Genomic DNA, 14,555 nt, shown 5'->3' on the forward strand with positions numbered 1-14,555 from the left:
TGAGGCCCTGTCCGCCCGGGGCCGAAGGGCGTCGAGCGCCCCGAGCCCGCCCGGCAACCAGTGCCGGGGCAGGCCCGGAAGTCGAGGCTCCGTGACGCTCCCCGCTCCAGGCCGCAGCCTCGGGTCGCAAGCCCTTCCAGGCCCTGTCCGCCCGGGGCCGAAGGGCGTCGAGCGCCCCGAGCCCGCCCGGCAACCAGTGCCGGGGCAGGCCCGGAAGTCGAGGCTCCGTGATGCTCCCCGCTCCAGGCCGCAGCCTCGGGTCGCAAGCGCTCTGAGGCCCTGTCCGCCCGGGGCCGAAGGGCGTCGAGCGCCCCGAGCCCGCCCGGCGCCAGTGCCGGGGCAGGCCCGGAAGTCGAGGCTCCGTGACGCTCCCCGGCGCGGCTGCGGCCCCGCGAGCCCCCGACCCACAGAACCCCCGCGAGCCCCCGCCCCGGGCCGTAGCCCAGCAGAGCTCGCCCAACGCCGGCCGAACCCCCGGAGGGGCTACGCGCCCTCGACCCCCGTGACCGGCTGGATGTCCGGCTGGAGTTCGTCCGCGTGTTCGCCCGTGACCAGGTAGACGACGCGCTTGGCGACGGCCACGGCGTGGTCGGCGTAGCGCTCGTAGTAACGGCCGAGGAGGGTGACGTCCACCGCCGTCTCGATGCCGTGCTTCCAGCGCTCGTCGATCAGGTGCTGGAACAGGGTGCGGTGCAGCAGGTCCATCTCGTCGTCGTCATGCTCCAGTTGCAGCGCCAGGTCGACGTCCTTGGTGATGATCACCTCGGCCGCCTTCGCCATCAGGCGCTGCGCGAGCTGGCCCATCTCCAGGATCGTGGCGTGCAGGTCCTGCGGCACCGCGCGCTCCGGGAAGCGCAGCCGGGCCAGCTTCGCCACGTGCTGCGCGAGGTCGCCGGACCGCTCCAGGTCGGCGGACATGCGCAGCGAGGTGACGACGATCCGCAGGTCGGTGGCCACCGGCTGCTGCCGGGCGAGCAGGGCTATGGCCCGGGCCTCCAGGTCGTGCTGGAGCTCGTCGACCTTCTGGTCGGCCTCGATCACGCTCTCGGCCAGCTTCAGGTCGGAGTCGAGGATGGCGGTCGTGGCGCGCCCGATCGCCGACCCGACCAGCCGGGCCATCTCCACCAGACCGTCGCCGATCGAGTCAAGTTCCTCGTGGTACGCGTCCCGCATCAGGGTTCCCTCTCATAGGTGTGCTTGGTCCCCACGCTCCCACGTTCTGACCCGCACGCGTCCGTTTCCGCCACCCCAAATGAACCAATCCTGGCCCCAAGGTGAACTCTGGGCGACGAGTGTCCGAGGTCGCACCTCGACGGCTGTAGTCATGTCGTAGGGCCTGCTTAACCTGGATGCATGGACGTGAACGCGGCGGTCGCCGCAGCGGCAGCGATCGCCGGAGTGCTCACCGGCGTCATCGCCATGCTGGCGTTCCGCTGGAGCGAACGCGACCAGAAGCGACCGACCAGGACTTCTTTGCACACCGATCCCGTACTCCCGCCCGGCGTGGACACCGTGCTGTCCGTGCTCCGCTCCTCGGCCGTCGTCCTCGACGAGGCCGACGCCGTGGTCAAGGCAAGCTCCGCCGCCTACGCCCTCGGGCTGGTCCGCGGCGGCAAGCTCGCCGTGGAACCCATGCTCCAGATGACCAGGGACACGAGACGCGACGGCGAGATACGGCAGGTCGAGCTGGACCTGCCCCGGCGCGGCACCGGACGCGGCGAGGCCCTCGCCGTCTCCGCGCGCGTGGCCCCGCTCGGCTCCCGACTGGTCCTGCTGCTGGTCGAGGACCTGACCGAGGCCCGGAGGATCGAGGCCGTACGGCGCGACTTCGTGGCCAATGTGAGCCATGAGCTGAAGACGCCCGTCGGCGCCCTCTCCCTGCTGTCCGAGGCGGTCATGGACGCCTCGGACGACCCCGAGGCCGTACAGCGCTTCGCGGGCCGTATGCAGATCGAGGCGACCCGCCTGACCAACCTGGTCCAGGAGCTGATCGACCTCTCCCGGGTGCAGAACGACGACCCGCTGGAGGACGCCGAGCCCGTCCGCGTGGACGAGCTGGTCGCCGAGGCGATCGACCGCTGCCGCCACCAGGCCGGCACCAAGCAGATCACCATGGCCGCGGGAGGCACCGCCGACCTGCACGTCTGGGGCAACCGCGGCCAGCTGGCCGCCGCCCTGGGCAACCTCGTCGAGAACGCCGTGAACTACTCCCCGGCCCGCACCCGCGTCGGCATAGCCGCCCGCCGGGTCAGCGCACCCGGCGGCGACATGATCGAGCTCGCCGTGACGGACCAGGGCATCGGCATCTCGGACAAGGACAAGGAGCGCATCTTCGAGCGCTTCTACCGCGTCGACCCGGCCCGCTCGCGGGCCACCGGAGGCACCGGTCTGGGTCTCGCGATCGTCAAGCACGTGGTCGCCTCGCACGGCGGGGAGGTCACGGTGTGGAGCGCCGAAGGCCAGGGCTCCACATTCACCCTCAGGCTGCCGGAGGCGGGTGCGGCCCGCGACCGTGCACAACAGCACCCCGACCTCGACGAAGAAGACGAGGACGGCGGCGCCCCCGACTCATCCCCGTACGAACCGCTTCCCGCCCCGGAGGTCCTTCCGTGACCCGAGTGCTCGTCGTCGAGGACGAGGAGTCCTTCTCCGACGCTCTGTCGTACATGCTCCGCAAGGAGGGCTTCGAGGTCGCCATCGCGGCCACCGGCCCCGACGGACTCGACGAGTTCGAGCGCAACGGCGCCGACCTCGTCCTCCTCGACCTGATGCTGCCGGGGCTGCCCGGCACGGAGGTGTGCCGCCAGCTGCGCGGCCGCTCCAACGTCCCCGTGATCATGGTGACGGCCAAGGACAGCGAGATCGACAAGGTCGTCGGCCTGGAAATAGGAGCCGACGACTACGTCACCAAGCCCTTCTCCTCGCGCGAGCTGGTCGCCCGCATCCGTGCCGTCCTGCGCCGCCGCGGCGAGCCGGAGGAGGTCGCCCCGGCCGCGCTGGAGGCGGGCCCGGTCCGCATGGACGTCGACCGCCACGTGGTGACGGTCGCCGGCTCCAAGGTCGACCTCCCGCTGAAGGAGTTCGACCTGCTGGAGATGCTCCTGCGCAACGCAGGCCGTGTGCTCACCCGCATGCAGCTCATCGACCGCGTCTGGGGCGCCGACTACGTGGGCGACACCAAGACGCTCGACGTCCACGTCAAGCGCCTGCGCGCCAAGATCGAACCGGACCCGGGTGCGCCGCGTTACCTGGTGACGGTCCGGGGCCTGGGCTACAAGTTCGAGCCGTAAACCGCACGCGTCCGCGGTACGAGCCGTGTGCCGGGTACGTCGGCCGCACCGGCTCCACGACGAAGGGCGGCACCCCGCTGTGGGGTGCCGCCCTCGTGCGTACGGCTGCTCAGGGGTTGCTCACTGGCCGGTGGCCGACTGCGAGGCGGAGTCGCTCGGGGCCGCGGTCGCGCCGCCGCTCGCGGTCGCCGACGCGGTGGCCTTGCCCTTGCCGTGCTTGCCCGGCTTCGCGCTGCCGGAGGCCGTGGCGCCCGGCGCCCCGGAGACCGTCGCCGAGGCGGACGGGATCTGGCTCGGACCCCACTTGTCGAAGTAGCCGGCGGCCGGCACCACGAAGGCGCGCAGGCTCACGGCACCGGTCGTGCTGAAGGTGAAGGTGATCGTCTGGGCGTTGCCGTCCTGGACCGCCGCGCGGCCGCTGGGCAGCTCGGCGGAGGCGTTGCCCGGGCCGCCGAGGATCAGGGAGCCGTGCGCCGGGACGGTCAGGCTGCCGCCCTTGGCCGGGGTCAGCTTCACGGTCTCGGTGCTGCCCGCGACGGCGATCGACTGCAGGGTCTCGTCCGTGCTGCCCTGGTTGAACAGGGTCGCGGAGACCACGGCCGGGCCCGTCGACTTCAGGTCGGGCTGGGTGATGACCGTCGCGTTCAGGACCTTGATGTTGCCGACCGTGGTGGCCGCGTTGTCCGGCTTGATCCCGAGGGTCTGGGAGTCGTTGCCGGCACCACACGCGGCGAGCGAGGCGATCGAGAAGGCGATGGCGGAGGCGGCGAGGGCGCCGCGTCGAAGGCTGCTGCTCACGGCGGCGGCAACTCCTTGAACGCGCGGGCGGCTCCCCTTATAAAGCCACCCTAAGTGTCTGTCAGCGGCCTTAGGTTACCGAGCCGTTCCGGAGCCGCCGCACCCGACCCTCCCCAAGCAGTGTGCTTGCCTCCGGCTGGGGGTACCGCGAACCCTCGTCACTGTGGTCACAGGCGACTCTCCCGTCACTTTGCCGGGCGCTCGTCCGCCATTCACATAACCGCTCGCAAAATTTCCGTGAAGGAATGCGTGCTCGCCCTCGGCCACCCTTCGACGACTGTCTCGATATTGATCACGCGGCACCGCCCGGGCAGCCGTTGATCAATTCCGGAATCGGCCCGGATCGGCCCACGGGCACCGAACGGAGTAGCGGAAGTCGTACGCTTGGAAGCGGACAAACCGGGACGTTCATCCACTTGGAGACGGCTCCCGAAGTGTGTAACGTACGCGTTTCACCTCGCCCGAAGAGCCCCTCCGACCTGCGAATTCCCGCTTCGCGAGGCCCCTCGCAGCACGTTCCTGTCGCAGTTGTCAAGCCCCGAGATATGCCCTGACCTGCGAAAACGCCATTCAGAAGACGCCGTATCCGTGTTACCCTGGATAGCCACGGAAGGGGTACCTGTCACATGACGTTCAAGGTTGGCGACACCGTGGTCTATCCCCATCACGGGGCCGCGCTGATCGAGGCCATCGAAACTCGCCAGATCAAAGGCGTGGACAAGACCTACTTGGTGCTGAAGGTCGCCCAGGGTGACCTGACGGTACGTGTGCCAGCGGACAATGCTGAGTTCGTGGGCGTGCGTGATGTGGTCGGTCAGGACGGGCTGGACCGGGTCTTCGAGGTGCTGCGCGCGCCGTACGCCGAGGAGCCCACGAACTGGTCGCGTCGTTACAAGGCAAACCTGGAGAAGCTCGCCTCCGGCGATGTCATCAAGGTCGCGGAAGTCGTGCGTGACCTGTGGCGTCGTGAGCGCGAGCGAGGGCTCTCCGCCGGTGAGAAGCGCATGCTCGCCAAGGCCCGCCAGATCCTGGTGAGCGAGCTGGCTCTCGCGGAGAACACGAACGAGGACAAGGCCGAGGCCCTGCTCGACGAGGTACTCGCCTCCTGACGCGCCACGGCGGCGAACCTTCGCTTCCGCCACGCTCAGCACAGTGAAATGCCGCGGTGCCCGATGACACTGACCATGTCGCCGGGCGCTGCGGCATGTTCGTCCCCGGAAAATGCCGCGAACCTTCAGCGCGGCTTCGGCAGCCGGAAACGGGGCGTCGAAACGCCTGCCGTACACCTCAGGGAATGCCCCCGATACTTGATGTGCCGGGCCCGGGCAGATGGCTCGACCAGGGTCACGGAAAGGGTCCGGTCAAGGCGTCGCGCCCGGCACTCCTCCAGGCCATACCCACCTAGGTCGAGCACACAAACCTTGACAGGAACCGATGTCTGACGAATCGCGCCCTTCGCCCGCGCAGACCCCCGTCGCCGCCGTGATTCCCGCCGCCGGCCGGGGCGTACGCCTCGGCCCGGGCGCCCCCAAGGCGCTCCGCGCGCTGAACGGCACGCCCATGCTCATCCACGCGGTCCGCGCGCTCGCCGCCTCCCGCCATGTCTCCCTGGTGATCGTCGTGGCGCCGCCGGACGGCGCCGCCGAGGTCAAGTCCCTGCTCGACGCGCACGCCCTGCCCGACCGCACCGACTTCCTGGTCGTCCCCGGCGGTGACACCCGCCAGGAATCGGTCAGGCTCGGCCTCGACGCGCTTCCCCCCGAGTACGGCATCGTCCTCGTCCACGACGCGGCCCGCCCGCTCGTCCCGGTCGACACGGTCGACGGCGTCATCGAGGCGGTGCGCGCGGGCGCCCCCGCCGTCGTCCCCGCGCTCCCGCTGGCCGACACCGTCAAGGAGGTCGAGCCCGCCACCGAGGCCGGCGAGCCGGAGCCCGTCGTCGCCACGCCGGAGCGCGCCCGCCTGCGCGCCGTCCAGACGCCCCAGGGCTTCGACCGGGCGACCCTGATCCACGCCCACGAGACGGTCACCGACAACGTCACCGACGACGCGAGCATGGTCGAGCAGCTGGGCCTGACGGTCGTCGCCGTCCCCGGGCACGAGGAGGCCTTCAAGGTCACCCGGCCCCTCGATCTGGTCCTCGCCGAGGCGGTCCTGGCCCGCAGGAGGCTGAACGATGGCTTCTGAAGCACCGGATTTCCGGCTGCCGCCGGGTGGCGTCTTGCCGCAGGTCGGCATCGGCACCGACATCCATGCCTTCGAGGAGGGCCGCGAGCTGTGGTGCGCGGGCCTGAAGTGGGAGGGTGAGGGGACGGGCCTCGCCGGGCACTCGGACGCGGACGTCGTCGCCCATGCCGCCTGCAACGCCCTCTTCTCCGCCGCCGGCCTCGGTGACCTGGGACAGCACTTCGGCACCGGCCGCCCCGAGTGGTCCGGCGCCTCGGGCGTGACCCTCCTGACGGAGGCCGCCCGGATCGTCCGCGAGGCCGGTTTCACCGTGGGGAACATCGCCGTCCAGGTGGTCGGCCCCCGTCCGAAGATCGGCAAGCGCCGGGACGAGGCCCAGAAGATCCTCTCCGAGGCGGCCGGCGCGCCCGTCTCCGTCTCCGGAGCCACGACGGACGGCCTCGGTTTCCCGGGCCGCGAGGAGGGGCTGATGGCGATCGCCACGGCACTGGTGGTCCGTACGGGCTGAAGTTGCTCGTGATGCGCGTGTGCGCAGAGCGTGCGAGGGTACCCGGAGAGTCACCGCTGACCTGGGAGGTACCCATGCCCGCCACCCTGCCCGACCGGCTCAAGTCCCTGCTCGACGGTCCCGTGTTCGTCGTCGTCGGCACGATCCAGCCCGACGGCCGCCCCCAGATGTCCCCGGTGTGGGTGAAGCGGGACGGTGACCAGATCCTGTTCTCCACCACCGTCGACCGCCGCAAGAAGAAGAACCTCGACCGCGACCCCCGGGTGAGCGTCGTCGTCCAGGACCCCGAGATGCCGTACGCCTACGGCGAGATCCGGGGCACCGCGGAACTCACCACGCAGGGCGCCAAGGCCCTGATCGACGAACTGTCCATGAAGTACACCGGCAAGAAGTACGCGGAGTTCAACCCGGCCTCCGCCGACGACGCCGACCGTGTGATCGTGAGGATCACGCCGGAGAAGGTCGTGGGCATGTTCTGAGGCATGCGGCACTGGGCACCACCCCGCGCCCACTACCCTGGAGTGGTGACTATTCGCCTGTACGACACCAGCGCCCGGCAGATCCGTGACTTCATCCCGCTCAAGCCGGGCTGTGTCTCGATCTACCTGTGTGGCGCCACCGTGCAGGCGGCACCGCACATCGGGCACATCCGGTCGGGCCTCAACTTCGACATCATGCGCCGTTGGTTCACCTACCGCGGCTATGAGGTGACCTTCGTCAGGAACGTCACGGACATCGATGACAAGATCATCGCGAAGGCTCGTGAGCAGGGCCGGCCCTGGTGGTCGATCGGGTATGAGAACGAGCGGGCCTTCGACGAGGGCTACACCGCGCTGGGCTGCCTGCCGCCGACCTACGAGCCGCGCGCCACCGGCCACATCACCGAGATGGTCGAGATGATGCAGCGCCTCATCGATCGGGGGCACGCCTATGCCGCCGACGGCAACGTGTACTTCGACGTGCGGTCCTTCCCGCAGTATCTGGAGCTGTCCCGGCAGGAGCTGGACAACTTGCTCCAGCCGTCCGGCGAGGGGGAGACCGGCAAGCGGGATGCGCGTGACTTCGCCATGTGGAAGGCGGCGAAGCCGGGTGAGCCGACCTGGCCGACCCCGTGGGGTGAGGGCCGCCCCGGCTGGCACCTGGAGTGCTCGGCCATGGCGCACAAGTACCTGGGTACCGCCTTCGACATCCACGGCGGCGGCCTCGACCTGATCTTCCCGCACCATGAGAACGAGATCGCCCAGGCCAGGGCCTACGGTGACGACTTCGCGCAGTACTGGGTGCACAACGCCTGGGTCACGATGGCCGGCGACAAGATGTCCAAGTCGCTCGGCAACAGCGTGCTGGTGAGCGAGATGGTCAGGCAGTGGCGGCCCGTCGTGCTCCGCTATTACCTGGGCACCCCGCACTACCGGTCGATGATCGAGTACAGCGAGGAGTCGTTGCGCGAGGCCGAGTCGGCGTTCGCGCGGATCGAGGGTTTCGTGCAGCGTGTGACCGGGCTCGCCGGGAAGAGCGTGGAGCCGGCCGCCGAGGTCCCGCCCGCTTTCGCCGAGGCGATGGACGACGACCTGGGTGTGCCGCAGGCCCTCGCCGTCGTGCACACCACGGTCCGGCAGGGCAACAGCGCGCTGGCTGCCGATGACAAGGATGCCGCTGTCGCCCGCCTCGCCGAGGTGCGGGCCATGCTCGGCGTCCTCGGTCTCGACCCGCTCGACGAGCGGTGGGCGGGGGAGTCCGACCGGGGCGAAGATCTGCACGGCGTGGTGGACAGCCTTGTCCGCCTGGTCCTCGACCAGCGCGAGTCCGCCCGTGCCCGCAAGGACTGGGCCACCGCTGACGCCATCCGCGACCAGCTGAACCAGTCGGGCCTGGTCATCGAGGACAGCCCACAGGGCCCGCGCTGGACCCTCGGGTCCCGGTAGGCCCCGACCCTTGATCGATTGTGCCGCCCGGCCCCCCGGGCGGCACACTGCATAGACGTACGCACACTTTTCCGCAGAGAACAGGTAGGTCATGGCCGCGAACAACCGCCGCATGTCCGGCAAGAAGGGCGCGCAGGTCGGCAGCGGCGGCAAGCGGCGCCGGGGCCTGGAGGGCAAGGGTCCGACCCCGCCCGCCGAGATGCGCAAGGGCCACGCCAAGCAGCGCGTCGCCGCGGCCAAGGCCCGCCGTGCCCAGGGCCGCACGCCGCAGCGCCGGGGCGGCGGCAAGTCGGCCTCCGAGCTGGTCGTGGGCCGTAACCCGGTGGTCGAGGCGCTGCGCGAGGGCGTGCCCGCCTCCACCCTCTACGTCCAGCAGTTCATCGACAACGACGAGCGCGTCCGCGAGGCCCTCCAGCTCGCCGCCGAGCGCGGCGGCATCAACCTGATGGAGGCCCCGCGCCCCGAGCTGGACCGGATGACGAACGGCCTCAACCACCAGGGCCTGGTCCTGCAGGTCCCGCCGTACGAGTACGCGCACCCCGAGGACCTCACCGAAGCCGCCTACGACGAGGGCGAGGATCCGCTGATCGTCGCCCTGGACGGCGTCACCGACCCGCGCAACCTCGGCGCGGTCGTGCGCTCCGTCTCCGCCTTCGGCGGCCACGGCGTGGTCGTGCCCGAGCGCCGCTCGGCCGGCATGACCGCCGGCGCCTGGAAGACCTCCGCCGGCACGGCCGCCCGTACCCCGGTCGCCCGCGCCACCAACCTCACCCGGGCCCTGGAGGCGTACAAGAAGGCCGGCATCACGGTCGTGGGCCTGGCGGCGGACGGCGAGGTCGAACTCGGCGATCTGGCGGCCCTGGACGGCCCGGTCGTCATCGTCGTCGGCAGTGAGGGCAAGGGCCTGTCCCGCCTGGTCGGCGAGACCTGCGACTTCCGGGTCCGCATCCCGATGCCGGGCGGCGCGGAGTCGCTGAACGCCGGTGTGGCGGCGGGCATCGTGCTGTATGAGGCGGCGCGCAGGCGCAGCTGAGGGGACGGCACACCGACGGGGCTGAACACCCGTCCGGAATTTCACCCTTGCGGGGTAATTCTGGGGTCCATGTGGCCTTCGATGCTGCTTTGACGGGGTCCGGACACATCCGCCCGGTCAAAGCAGTGTCCTAACTCCACGTCACTCGGTTAGATGAGTGTGGACACCAGAACACCCCGCACTCCCACGGGGGGACGCTCGTCGGGATTCCAGTCCGGGCTCGACGACGCTCCCGCGCTGAGCATGGTGAAGGTGCCGAGCGATCCGGCGCAGGTCATCGTCAATCACGCCAGCTTCCGCGTGCAGCTGGGCGGATCGGCGACGCGCAGCAAATCCGCGCGGATCGCCCGGTATCCGAGCGTCGCCCAGGACACCGCCCGGATGCCCGTCATGGGCACCGCGGGCCGGGCGGGCGCCGCCACGGGCCGCCGCCGCCCCGTCGTGTGGAGCGGCAGGTCCGCCCCCGACGACACCGGCGCCCACCGGCTCCTCCAGGCCGTGCGGGGCAGCAGCGTCCGCCACACCGACGAGCCCGAGCCCGGCGCCACCCGGGTCATCCCACGCGTCGGGACCGGTTACGCCGACGCCTACGACGACCTGGGGCAGACGGTCGCGACCCCGGTCGTCGGCCACCAGCGCACGGCCCCCGACGCCGCCGACGGCACCCGCCTGCTGCCCCACATGCGCACGGTCGGCGGCGCCTACGACGAACCCCCCTACCCGGGCGCCGCCTTCGAGCCGTACGAGAGCCACGACGGCTACGAAGGCCATGGCGACTACGACGACTACGACGACTACGCACACCTCTCCGATCCCGACGCCCCGCGCCGCGCCCGCCGCCACGGAGAAGACCCGGCCCGGCACGCCTACTACCCCGGCCGCCGGATGAACCTGGGCGTCGTCCTCCTCCCGCTCCGCATCTTCCTGGGCTTCATCTCCATCTACGCCGGCATGGGCAAGCTGTGCGATCCCGTCTACTTCGACGGCGGAAAGCGCGGCTCGATGGTCAAGTGGCTCAACACCCTGCACCCCTGGGACGTCGCCGAGCCGCTGCGCCAGTTCGCGCTGCACCACCCGGTCGGCTCCGGACTGGTCATCGCCTTCCTCCAGGTGGTCGTCGGCGTCCTGACCGTCCTCGGCTGCTGGCAGCGCGTCGCCGCGGTCGTGGGTGCCCTGCTGTCCGCGGCCCTGATCGTCACCGTCAGCTGGAAGACGGTCCCCGCCTACGACGCCCCCGACATCATCTATCTGGCCGCCTGGTCCCCGCTGATCATCGCCGGTGCCCCCGTCTACTCCGTGGACGGCCGCCTCGCCGCCGGCGCCTGGCGCCGCCTCGGCCCCCGCGCCGACATCTGGGACCTGCGCCGCTACGTCCTGCGCCGCGGCGCCCTGATCACGGTCATCACCGTCGGCGTCACCCTGCTCGTCGGCTCCCTGCTCGGCGGCGCCGTACGCGACTCCAGCCGCGTCATCGTCCCGGGCCCGGGCGATGCCCCCCGCAACAACCTCCCGGGCTCCCCGCTGCCCCAGCAGCCCGGCCAGCGGCACAAGAAGAACCCGGCGGCCTCCACCTCGCCCTCGGGCGGCGCCACGGCCGGCGCGAGCCCCTCCGGCGCGGCCACGACCCCGGGCGCCACCCGCAGCGCCGGCGGTACGACCACGACCCCCAGCCAGACCCAGGGCACCTCGGGCCAGATTCCGCCCCGCCAGTCCTCCCCGACGGGCGGCGTCCCGAGCACGACGGCCGGCCCGACCAGTTCCGGCGGCTCGTCCAGCTCCGGCGGCTCGTCCGGCTCCGGCGGCTCCGGCAGCTCGGGCGGCTCTTCGTCCAGCGGCCAGCCGGGCTTGGTGGGCGGTCTGCTCGGCTAGCTCGACCCAGCGAGCGGAAGGCCCCGTACCGCGAAAGGTACGGGGCCTTCTGATGTGGGGAGGGCACAGCCCCGGCTACCGAGCGGCCTGGGCTACCGCCCCAGCGCGGCAAGCTCCTTGGCCGCCTCCGTCAGATCCTTGGCCGTGTCGATGGCCCGCCAGTACGCCCCCTGCGGAATGGGGAACCCGGCGAGTTTCCGCTCACGGGCCAGCCCGGGGAACGTGGTGCGCTCGTGATCCCCGCGCTCCGGCAGCAGCGGGGCGAACTCGGGGGAGAAGACGTACACGCCCGCGTTGATCTCGAACGTCGACGGCGGCGCCTCGATGAAGTCGGTGATGTGCCCGAACCCGTCGGTCTTCACCGCGCCCCAGGGGATCCGCGGCCGAGCCAGGGCCAGTGTCGCGACGGCGTCCCGCTCGGTGTGGAAGTCGGCCATGTCCCGCAGGGAGAAGCGGGTCCAGATGTCGCCGTTGGTGGCGTACCAGGGCCGGTCGGGGCGCGGGAGACGCGCGGCGGCGTACTTGAGGCCGCCGCCACGGCCGAGGGGCTCGGTCTCCACGACGGTGGTGACGGAGAGCGGAAGGTCGGCGGAGTCCAGCCACTTCTGCAGGACGTCGGCGAGGTGGCCGCAGGAGACCACCACGTCGGTCACGCCTTCCTCGGCGAGCCAGGTCAGCTGATGGCCGATGATCGGAGTGCCCGTGCCGGGGATCTCGACCATCGGCTTGGGCCGGTCGTCGGTGTAGGGGCGCAGCCGGGAGCCCTGGCCACCGGCCAGGATCACGGCCTGAGTGGGGCGCGACGCGGCGTTGGGATGGGTCATGACCGCACTGTACGTGGCGCGCCCCTGGGGCCGGCCGACGGCGGCGCGCTCCTTGAGGAGCCGTCGCCGACGTCCCGGCGCACCCGGCGTCAGCTGTGCGCGGCGAGCACGCCCGAGGCGAACGCCGTGTCGCACACGGGACGCGCGTAGGACTGGGCGCGCGGGGCGCCGTAGATGCGCACCGCGGCCTGGCCCAGCGCACGGGCGATGGCGGAGCAGTGCCGGGCCAGTGCGGGGTGTCCGTTGACGGCCTGCTGGAGGTGGGTGAGGACGACCCCGGGGTTCTTGTCCTGCAGTTCGCTCATCAGCTGGTCGCGGAGCACGTCCTGCGGGGCGCGGGAGACCGTCCTGGTGGAGACCTCGGCCGAGGAGATGTCCGAGGCGGCCAGCACCGAGCCGGAGGGGCTTCCCGTCCAGTTGACCCGGGTGACCGCGAGGGTCCCGGAGAGCACCAGGACGACGGGCAGGACGAGGGCGAGAGTGCGGCCGATCCGGCGGGCAGGGCCGCCCCGGTGGCCGCGTCGCGTCTGTGGGGTGGTGGAGTGCTTCACGCGTGTGAGGGTAGCGTGGCGTAATGATTTGGCGACATTGAGTCACCCCTTCGGGGGATGGAATGTCGCCATTTTCTGGGTAGGGGGTTGACGGGCCTCGCCCGAAATGATGGCTGTGCCGGGGTATATCCGGCCGCGCGAACGGCACGAAAGGGGCCCTGCGGCAGTCCGCAGGGCCCCTTTCGTCAACTTCGCGCAAACGCGCAGCTCACTCGGCGTGCACGTGCTCAGTCGGAGAGACGCTCACCCGTGGACGTCGAGAACACGTGGATCTCGCCCGGCCGCGGCACGACGTGCAGCGTGGAGCCCTTCTCCGGCACCTGGCGGCCGTTGACGCGGACGACCAGGTCCTTGACCTCGCCGCCGACCTCGGCGGTGCCGTAGACGTAGCCGTCGGCGCCGAGCTCCTCGACGACGTTCACGGAGACGGCGAGACCGGCCGGCGCGTCGGCGCTGTCCTTCGTCAGGGAGGCGGCCGCAGCGCCGCCCAGCTCGACCACGTCGAAGTGCTCGGGCCGGACACCGACCGTCACCGTGCGGTCACCCTTGTCGCCGGCGGCCTTCAGCGCCTCCCGGTTGACCGGGACGACACTGTTGCCGAACTTCACGCCGCCGTCGGTGATCGGGACCTCGACCAGGTTCATGGCCGGGGAGCCGATGAAGCCGGCGACGAAGAGGTTCGCGGGCTTGTCGTACATGTTCCGCGGCGAGTCGACCTGCTGCAGGAGGCCGTCCTTGAGCACGGCCACCCGGTCGCCCATCGTCATGGCCTCGACCTGGTCGTGGGTGACGTAGACGGTGGTGATGCCGAGGCGGCGCTGCAGCGACGCGATCTGCGTACGGGTCGAGACACGGAGCTTGGCGTCCAGGTTGGACAGTGGCTCGTCCATGAGGAACACCTGCGGCTCACGCACGATGGCGCGGCCCATGGCGACACGCTGGCGCTGACCGCCGGAGAGCGCCTTCGGCTTGCGGTCCAGGTACTCGGTGAGGTCGAGGATCTTCGCGGCCTCCTCGACCTTCTGCCGGATCTCCGCCTTGTTGACGCCCGCGATCTTGAGCGCGAAGCCCATGTTGTCGGCGACCGTCATGTGCGGGTAGAGGGCGTAGTTCTGGAACACCATGGCGATGTCCCGGTCCTTGGGCGGCAGGTGGGTGACGTCGCGGTCACCGATGCGGATGGCGCCGCCGTTGACGTCCTCCAGGCCCGCGAGCATCCGCAGCGAGGTGGACTTTCCGCAACCCGACGGGCCGACCAGGACGAGGAACTCGCCGTCCTCGATCGCGATGTCGAGACCGTCGACGGCGGGCTTGGTGGAACCCGGGTAGATCCGGGTCGCCTTGTCGAACGTGACAGTGGCCATGGTGATGGGCCCCCTTCTACCGGCAGGAACGTGCCGGACGATCCGTTGTAGGAAGGTGGTTGGTGTAGTCCACACGAGTGAACTGGCTCAGGACGGTACCTGGCGTTCAGGTGGTCTGTCAGTACCTCGACGACTGTGAACTTCGCGGAAATTCTCGACGGGACCCGCCGTGGACCTGGGTACACTGCACGAGCACCCAGGTGCAC

14 protein-coding genes are annotated in these 14,555 nt (G+C 70.8%); 9 read left to right on the plus strand and 5 right to left on the minus strand.

All coding sequences use genetic code 11. The features are described 5' to 3' along the window. Positions 1 to 483: 483 nt before the first annotated feature. Positions 484 to 1,173 carry a phosphate signaling complex protein PhoU gene (phoU, locus tag ACZ5NH_RS27025; RefSeq protein ID WP_388630754.1) on the minus strand — a complete coding sequence of 230 codons (690 nt, stop codon included), beginning with the start codon at positions 1,171 to 1,173 and terminating at the stop codon, positions 484 to 486. A gap of 180 nt (positions 1,174 to 1,353) precedes the next feature. On the opposite strand from phoU, the gene phoR reads away from it, so the two are divergent. Continuing rightward, positions 1,354 to 2,613, plus strand: coding sequence for a two-component system sensor histidine kinase PhoR (gene phoR, locus ACZ5NH_RS27030; protein WP_388630751.1), 1,260 nt, complete (start codon positions 1,354 to 1,356; stop codon positions 2,611 to 2,613). A gap of 5 nt (positions 2,614 to 2,618) precedes the next feature. Next, positions 2,619 to 3,290 (plus strand): two-component system response regulator PhoP, encoded by a 672-nt coding sequence (phoP, locus tag ACZ5NH_RS27035; RefSeq protein ID WP_468362337.1) that lies wholly within the window; start codon positions 2,619 to 2,621, stop codon positions 3,288 to 3,290. A gap of 120 nt (positions 3,291 to 3,410) precedes the next feature. On the opposite strand, the gene ACZ5NH_RS27040 is transcribed toward phoP, so the two are convergent. Further along, positions 3,411 to 4,088, minus strand: a complete 678-nt coding sequence (locus ACZ5NH_RS27040) for a copper chaperone PCu(A)C (protein ID WP_468778782.1) — start codon at positions 4,086 to 4,088, stop codon at positions 3,411 to 3,413. 626 nt (positions 4,089 to 4,714) lie between these two features. Between ACZ5NH_RS27040 and ACZ5NH_RS27045 the strand changes: the two genes are divergently transcribed. The 7 genes from ACZ5NH_RS27045 (at position 4,715) to ACZ5NH_RS27075 (ending at position 11,610) form a co-directional block, all read left to right on the plus strand. Beyond that, a complete protein-coding gene (locus ACZ5NH_RS27045) occupies positions 4,715 to 5,197 on the plus strand; it encodes a CarD family transcriptional regulator (protein WP_003953493.1) in 483 nt (160 codons plus the stop codon). A gap of 325 nt (positions 5,198 to 5,522) precedes the next feature. Beyond that, complete coding sequence (gene ispD / locus ACZ5NH_RS27050) at positions 5,523 to 6,275, plus strand: 2-C-methyl-D-erythritol 4-phosphate cytidylyltransferase (protein WP_388630745.1); 753 nt, start codon at positions 5,523 to 5,525, stop codon at positions 6,273 to 6,275. Beyond that, a complete protein-coding gene (gene ispF / locus ACZ5NH_RS27055; RefSeq protein ID WP_468778784.1) occupies positions 6,265 to 6,783 on the plus strand; it encodes a 2-C-methyl-D-erythritol 2,4-cyclodiphosphate synthase in 519 nt (172 codons plus the stop codon). Before ispD ends, ispF begins: the two co-directional genes overlap by 11 nt. A 74-nt stretch (positions 6,784 to 6,857) precedes the next feature. After that, positions 6,858 to 7,262, plus strand: coding sequence for a PPOX class F420-dependent oxidoreductase (locus ACZ5NH_RS27060; RefSeq protein ID WP_468778786.1), 405 nt, complete (start codon positions 6,858 to 6,860; stop codon positions 7,260 to 7,262). A gap of 45 nt (positions 7,263 to 7,307) precedes the next feature. Continuing rightward, positions 7,308 to 8,708 (plus strand): cysteine--tRNA ligase, encoded by a 1,401-nt coding sequence (gene cysS / locus ACZ5NH_RS27065; protein WP_468778788.1) that lies wholly within the window; start codon positions 7,308 to 7,310, stop codon positions 8,706 to 8,708. A 91-nt stretch (positions 8,709 to 8,799) separates the two neighbouring features. After that, positions 8,800 to 9,741 (plus strand): 23S rRNA (guanosine(2251)-2'-O)-methyltransferase RlmB, encoded by a 942-nt coding sequence (gene rlmB, locus ACZ5NH_RS27070; protein WP_468778790.1) that lies wholly within the window; start codon positions 8,800 to 8,802, stop codon positions 9,739 to 9,741. A 153-nt stretch (positions 9,742 to 9,894) separates the two neighbouring features. Next, entirely contained in the window at positions 9,895 to 11,610 is a 1,716-nt protein-coding gene (locus ACZ5NH_RS27075; protein ID WP_468778792.1) for a DoxX family membrane protein, read from the plus strand. A 92-nt stretch (positions 11,611 to 11,702) separates the two neighbouring features. Here ACZ5NH_RS27075 and ACZ5NH_RS27080 read toward each other — a convergent pair whose 3' ends face one another. From ACZ5NH_RS27080 to msiK, 3 genes are all read right to left on the minus strand, one after another. Further along, positions 11,703 to 12,434 (minus strand): nucleotidyltransferase family protein, encoded by a 732-nt coding sequence (locus ACZ5NH_RS27080; protein WP_388630727.1) that lies wholly within the window; start codon positions 12,432 to 12,434, stop codon positions 11,703 to 11,705. An 89-nt stretch (positions 12,435 to 12,523) separates the two neighbouring features. After that, on the minus strand, positions 12,524 to 12,985 hold the full coding sequence (locus ACZ5NH_RS27085; RefSeq protein WP_388630724.1) for a hypothetical protein: 462 nt from the start codon (positions 12,983 to 12,985) through the stop codon (positions 12,524 to 12,526). Positions 12,986 to 13,212: 227 nt separating this feature from the next. Next, complete coding sequence (msiK, locus tag ACZ5NH_RS27090) at positions 13,213 to 14,349, minus strand: diacetylchitobiose ABC transporter ATP-binding protein MsiK (RefSeq protein ID WP_451553281.1); 1,137 nt, start codon at positions 14,347 to 14,349, stop codon at positions 13,213 to 13,215. Between the last annotated feature and the right edge of the window lie 206 nt (positions 14,350 to 14,555).

Source organism: Streptomyces sp. NPDC031426 (genome assembly GCF_055581585.1).

Bases quoted from the DNA above. Each gene is read 5' to 3' on its own strand.
- rlmB (WP_468778790.1), top strand. From the start codon at position 8,800: ATGGCCGCGAACAACCGCCGCATGTCCGGCAAGAAGGGCGCGCAGGTC.
- phoU (WP_388630754.1), bottom strand. From the start codon at position 1,173: ATGCGGGACGCGTACCACGAGGAACTTGACTCGATCGGCGACGGTCTG.
- ACZ5NH_RS27080 (WP_388630727.1), bottom strand. From the start codon at position 12,434: ATGACCCATCCCAACGCCGCGTCGCGCCCCACTCAGGCCGTGATCCTG.
- ispF (WP_468778784.1), top strand. From the start codon at position 6,265: ATGGCTTCTGAAGCACCGGATTTCCGGCTGCCGCCGGGTGGCGTCTTG.
- ispD (WP_388630745.1), top strand. From the start codon at position 5,523: ATGTCTGACGAATCGCGCCCTTCGCCCGCGCAGACCCCCGTCGCCGCC.
- ACZ5NH_RS27060 (WP_468778786.1), top strand. From the start codon at position 6,858: ATGCCCGCCACCCTGCCCGACCGGCTCAAGTCCCTGCTCGACGGTCCC.
- msiK (WP_451553281.1), bottom strand. From the start codon at position 14,349: ATGGCCACTGTCACGTTCGACAAGGCGACCCGGATCTACCCGGGTTCC.
- phoR (WP_388630751.1), top strand. From the start codon at position 1,354: ATGGACGTGAACGCGGCGGTCGCCGCAGCGGCAGCGATCGCCGGAGTG.
- ACZ5NH_RS27075 (WP_468778792.1), top strand. From the start codon at position 9,895: ATGAGTGTGGACACCAGAACACCCCGCACTCCCACGGGGGGACGCTCG.
- ACZ5NH_RS27045 (WP_003953493.1), top strand. From the start codon at position 4,715: ATGACGTTCAAGGTTGGCGACACCGTGGTCTATCCCCATCACGGGGCC.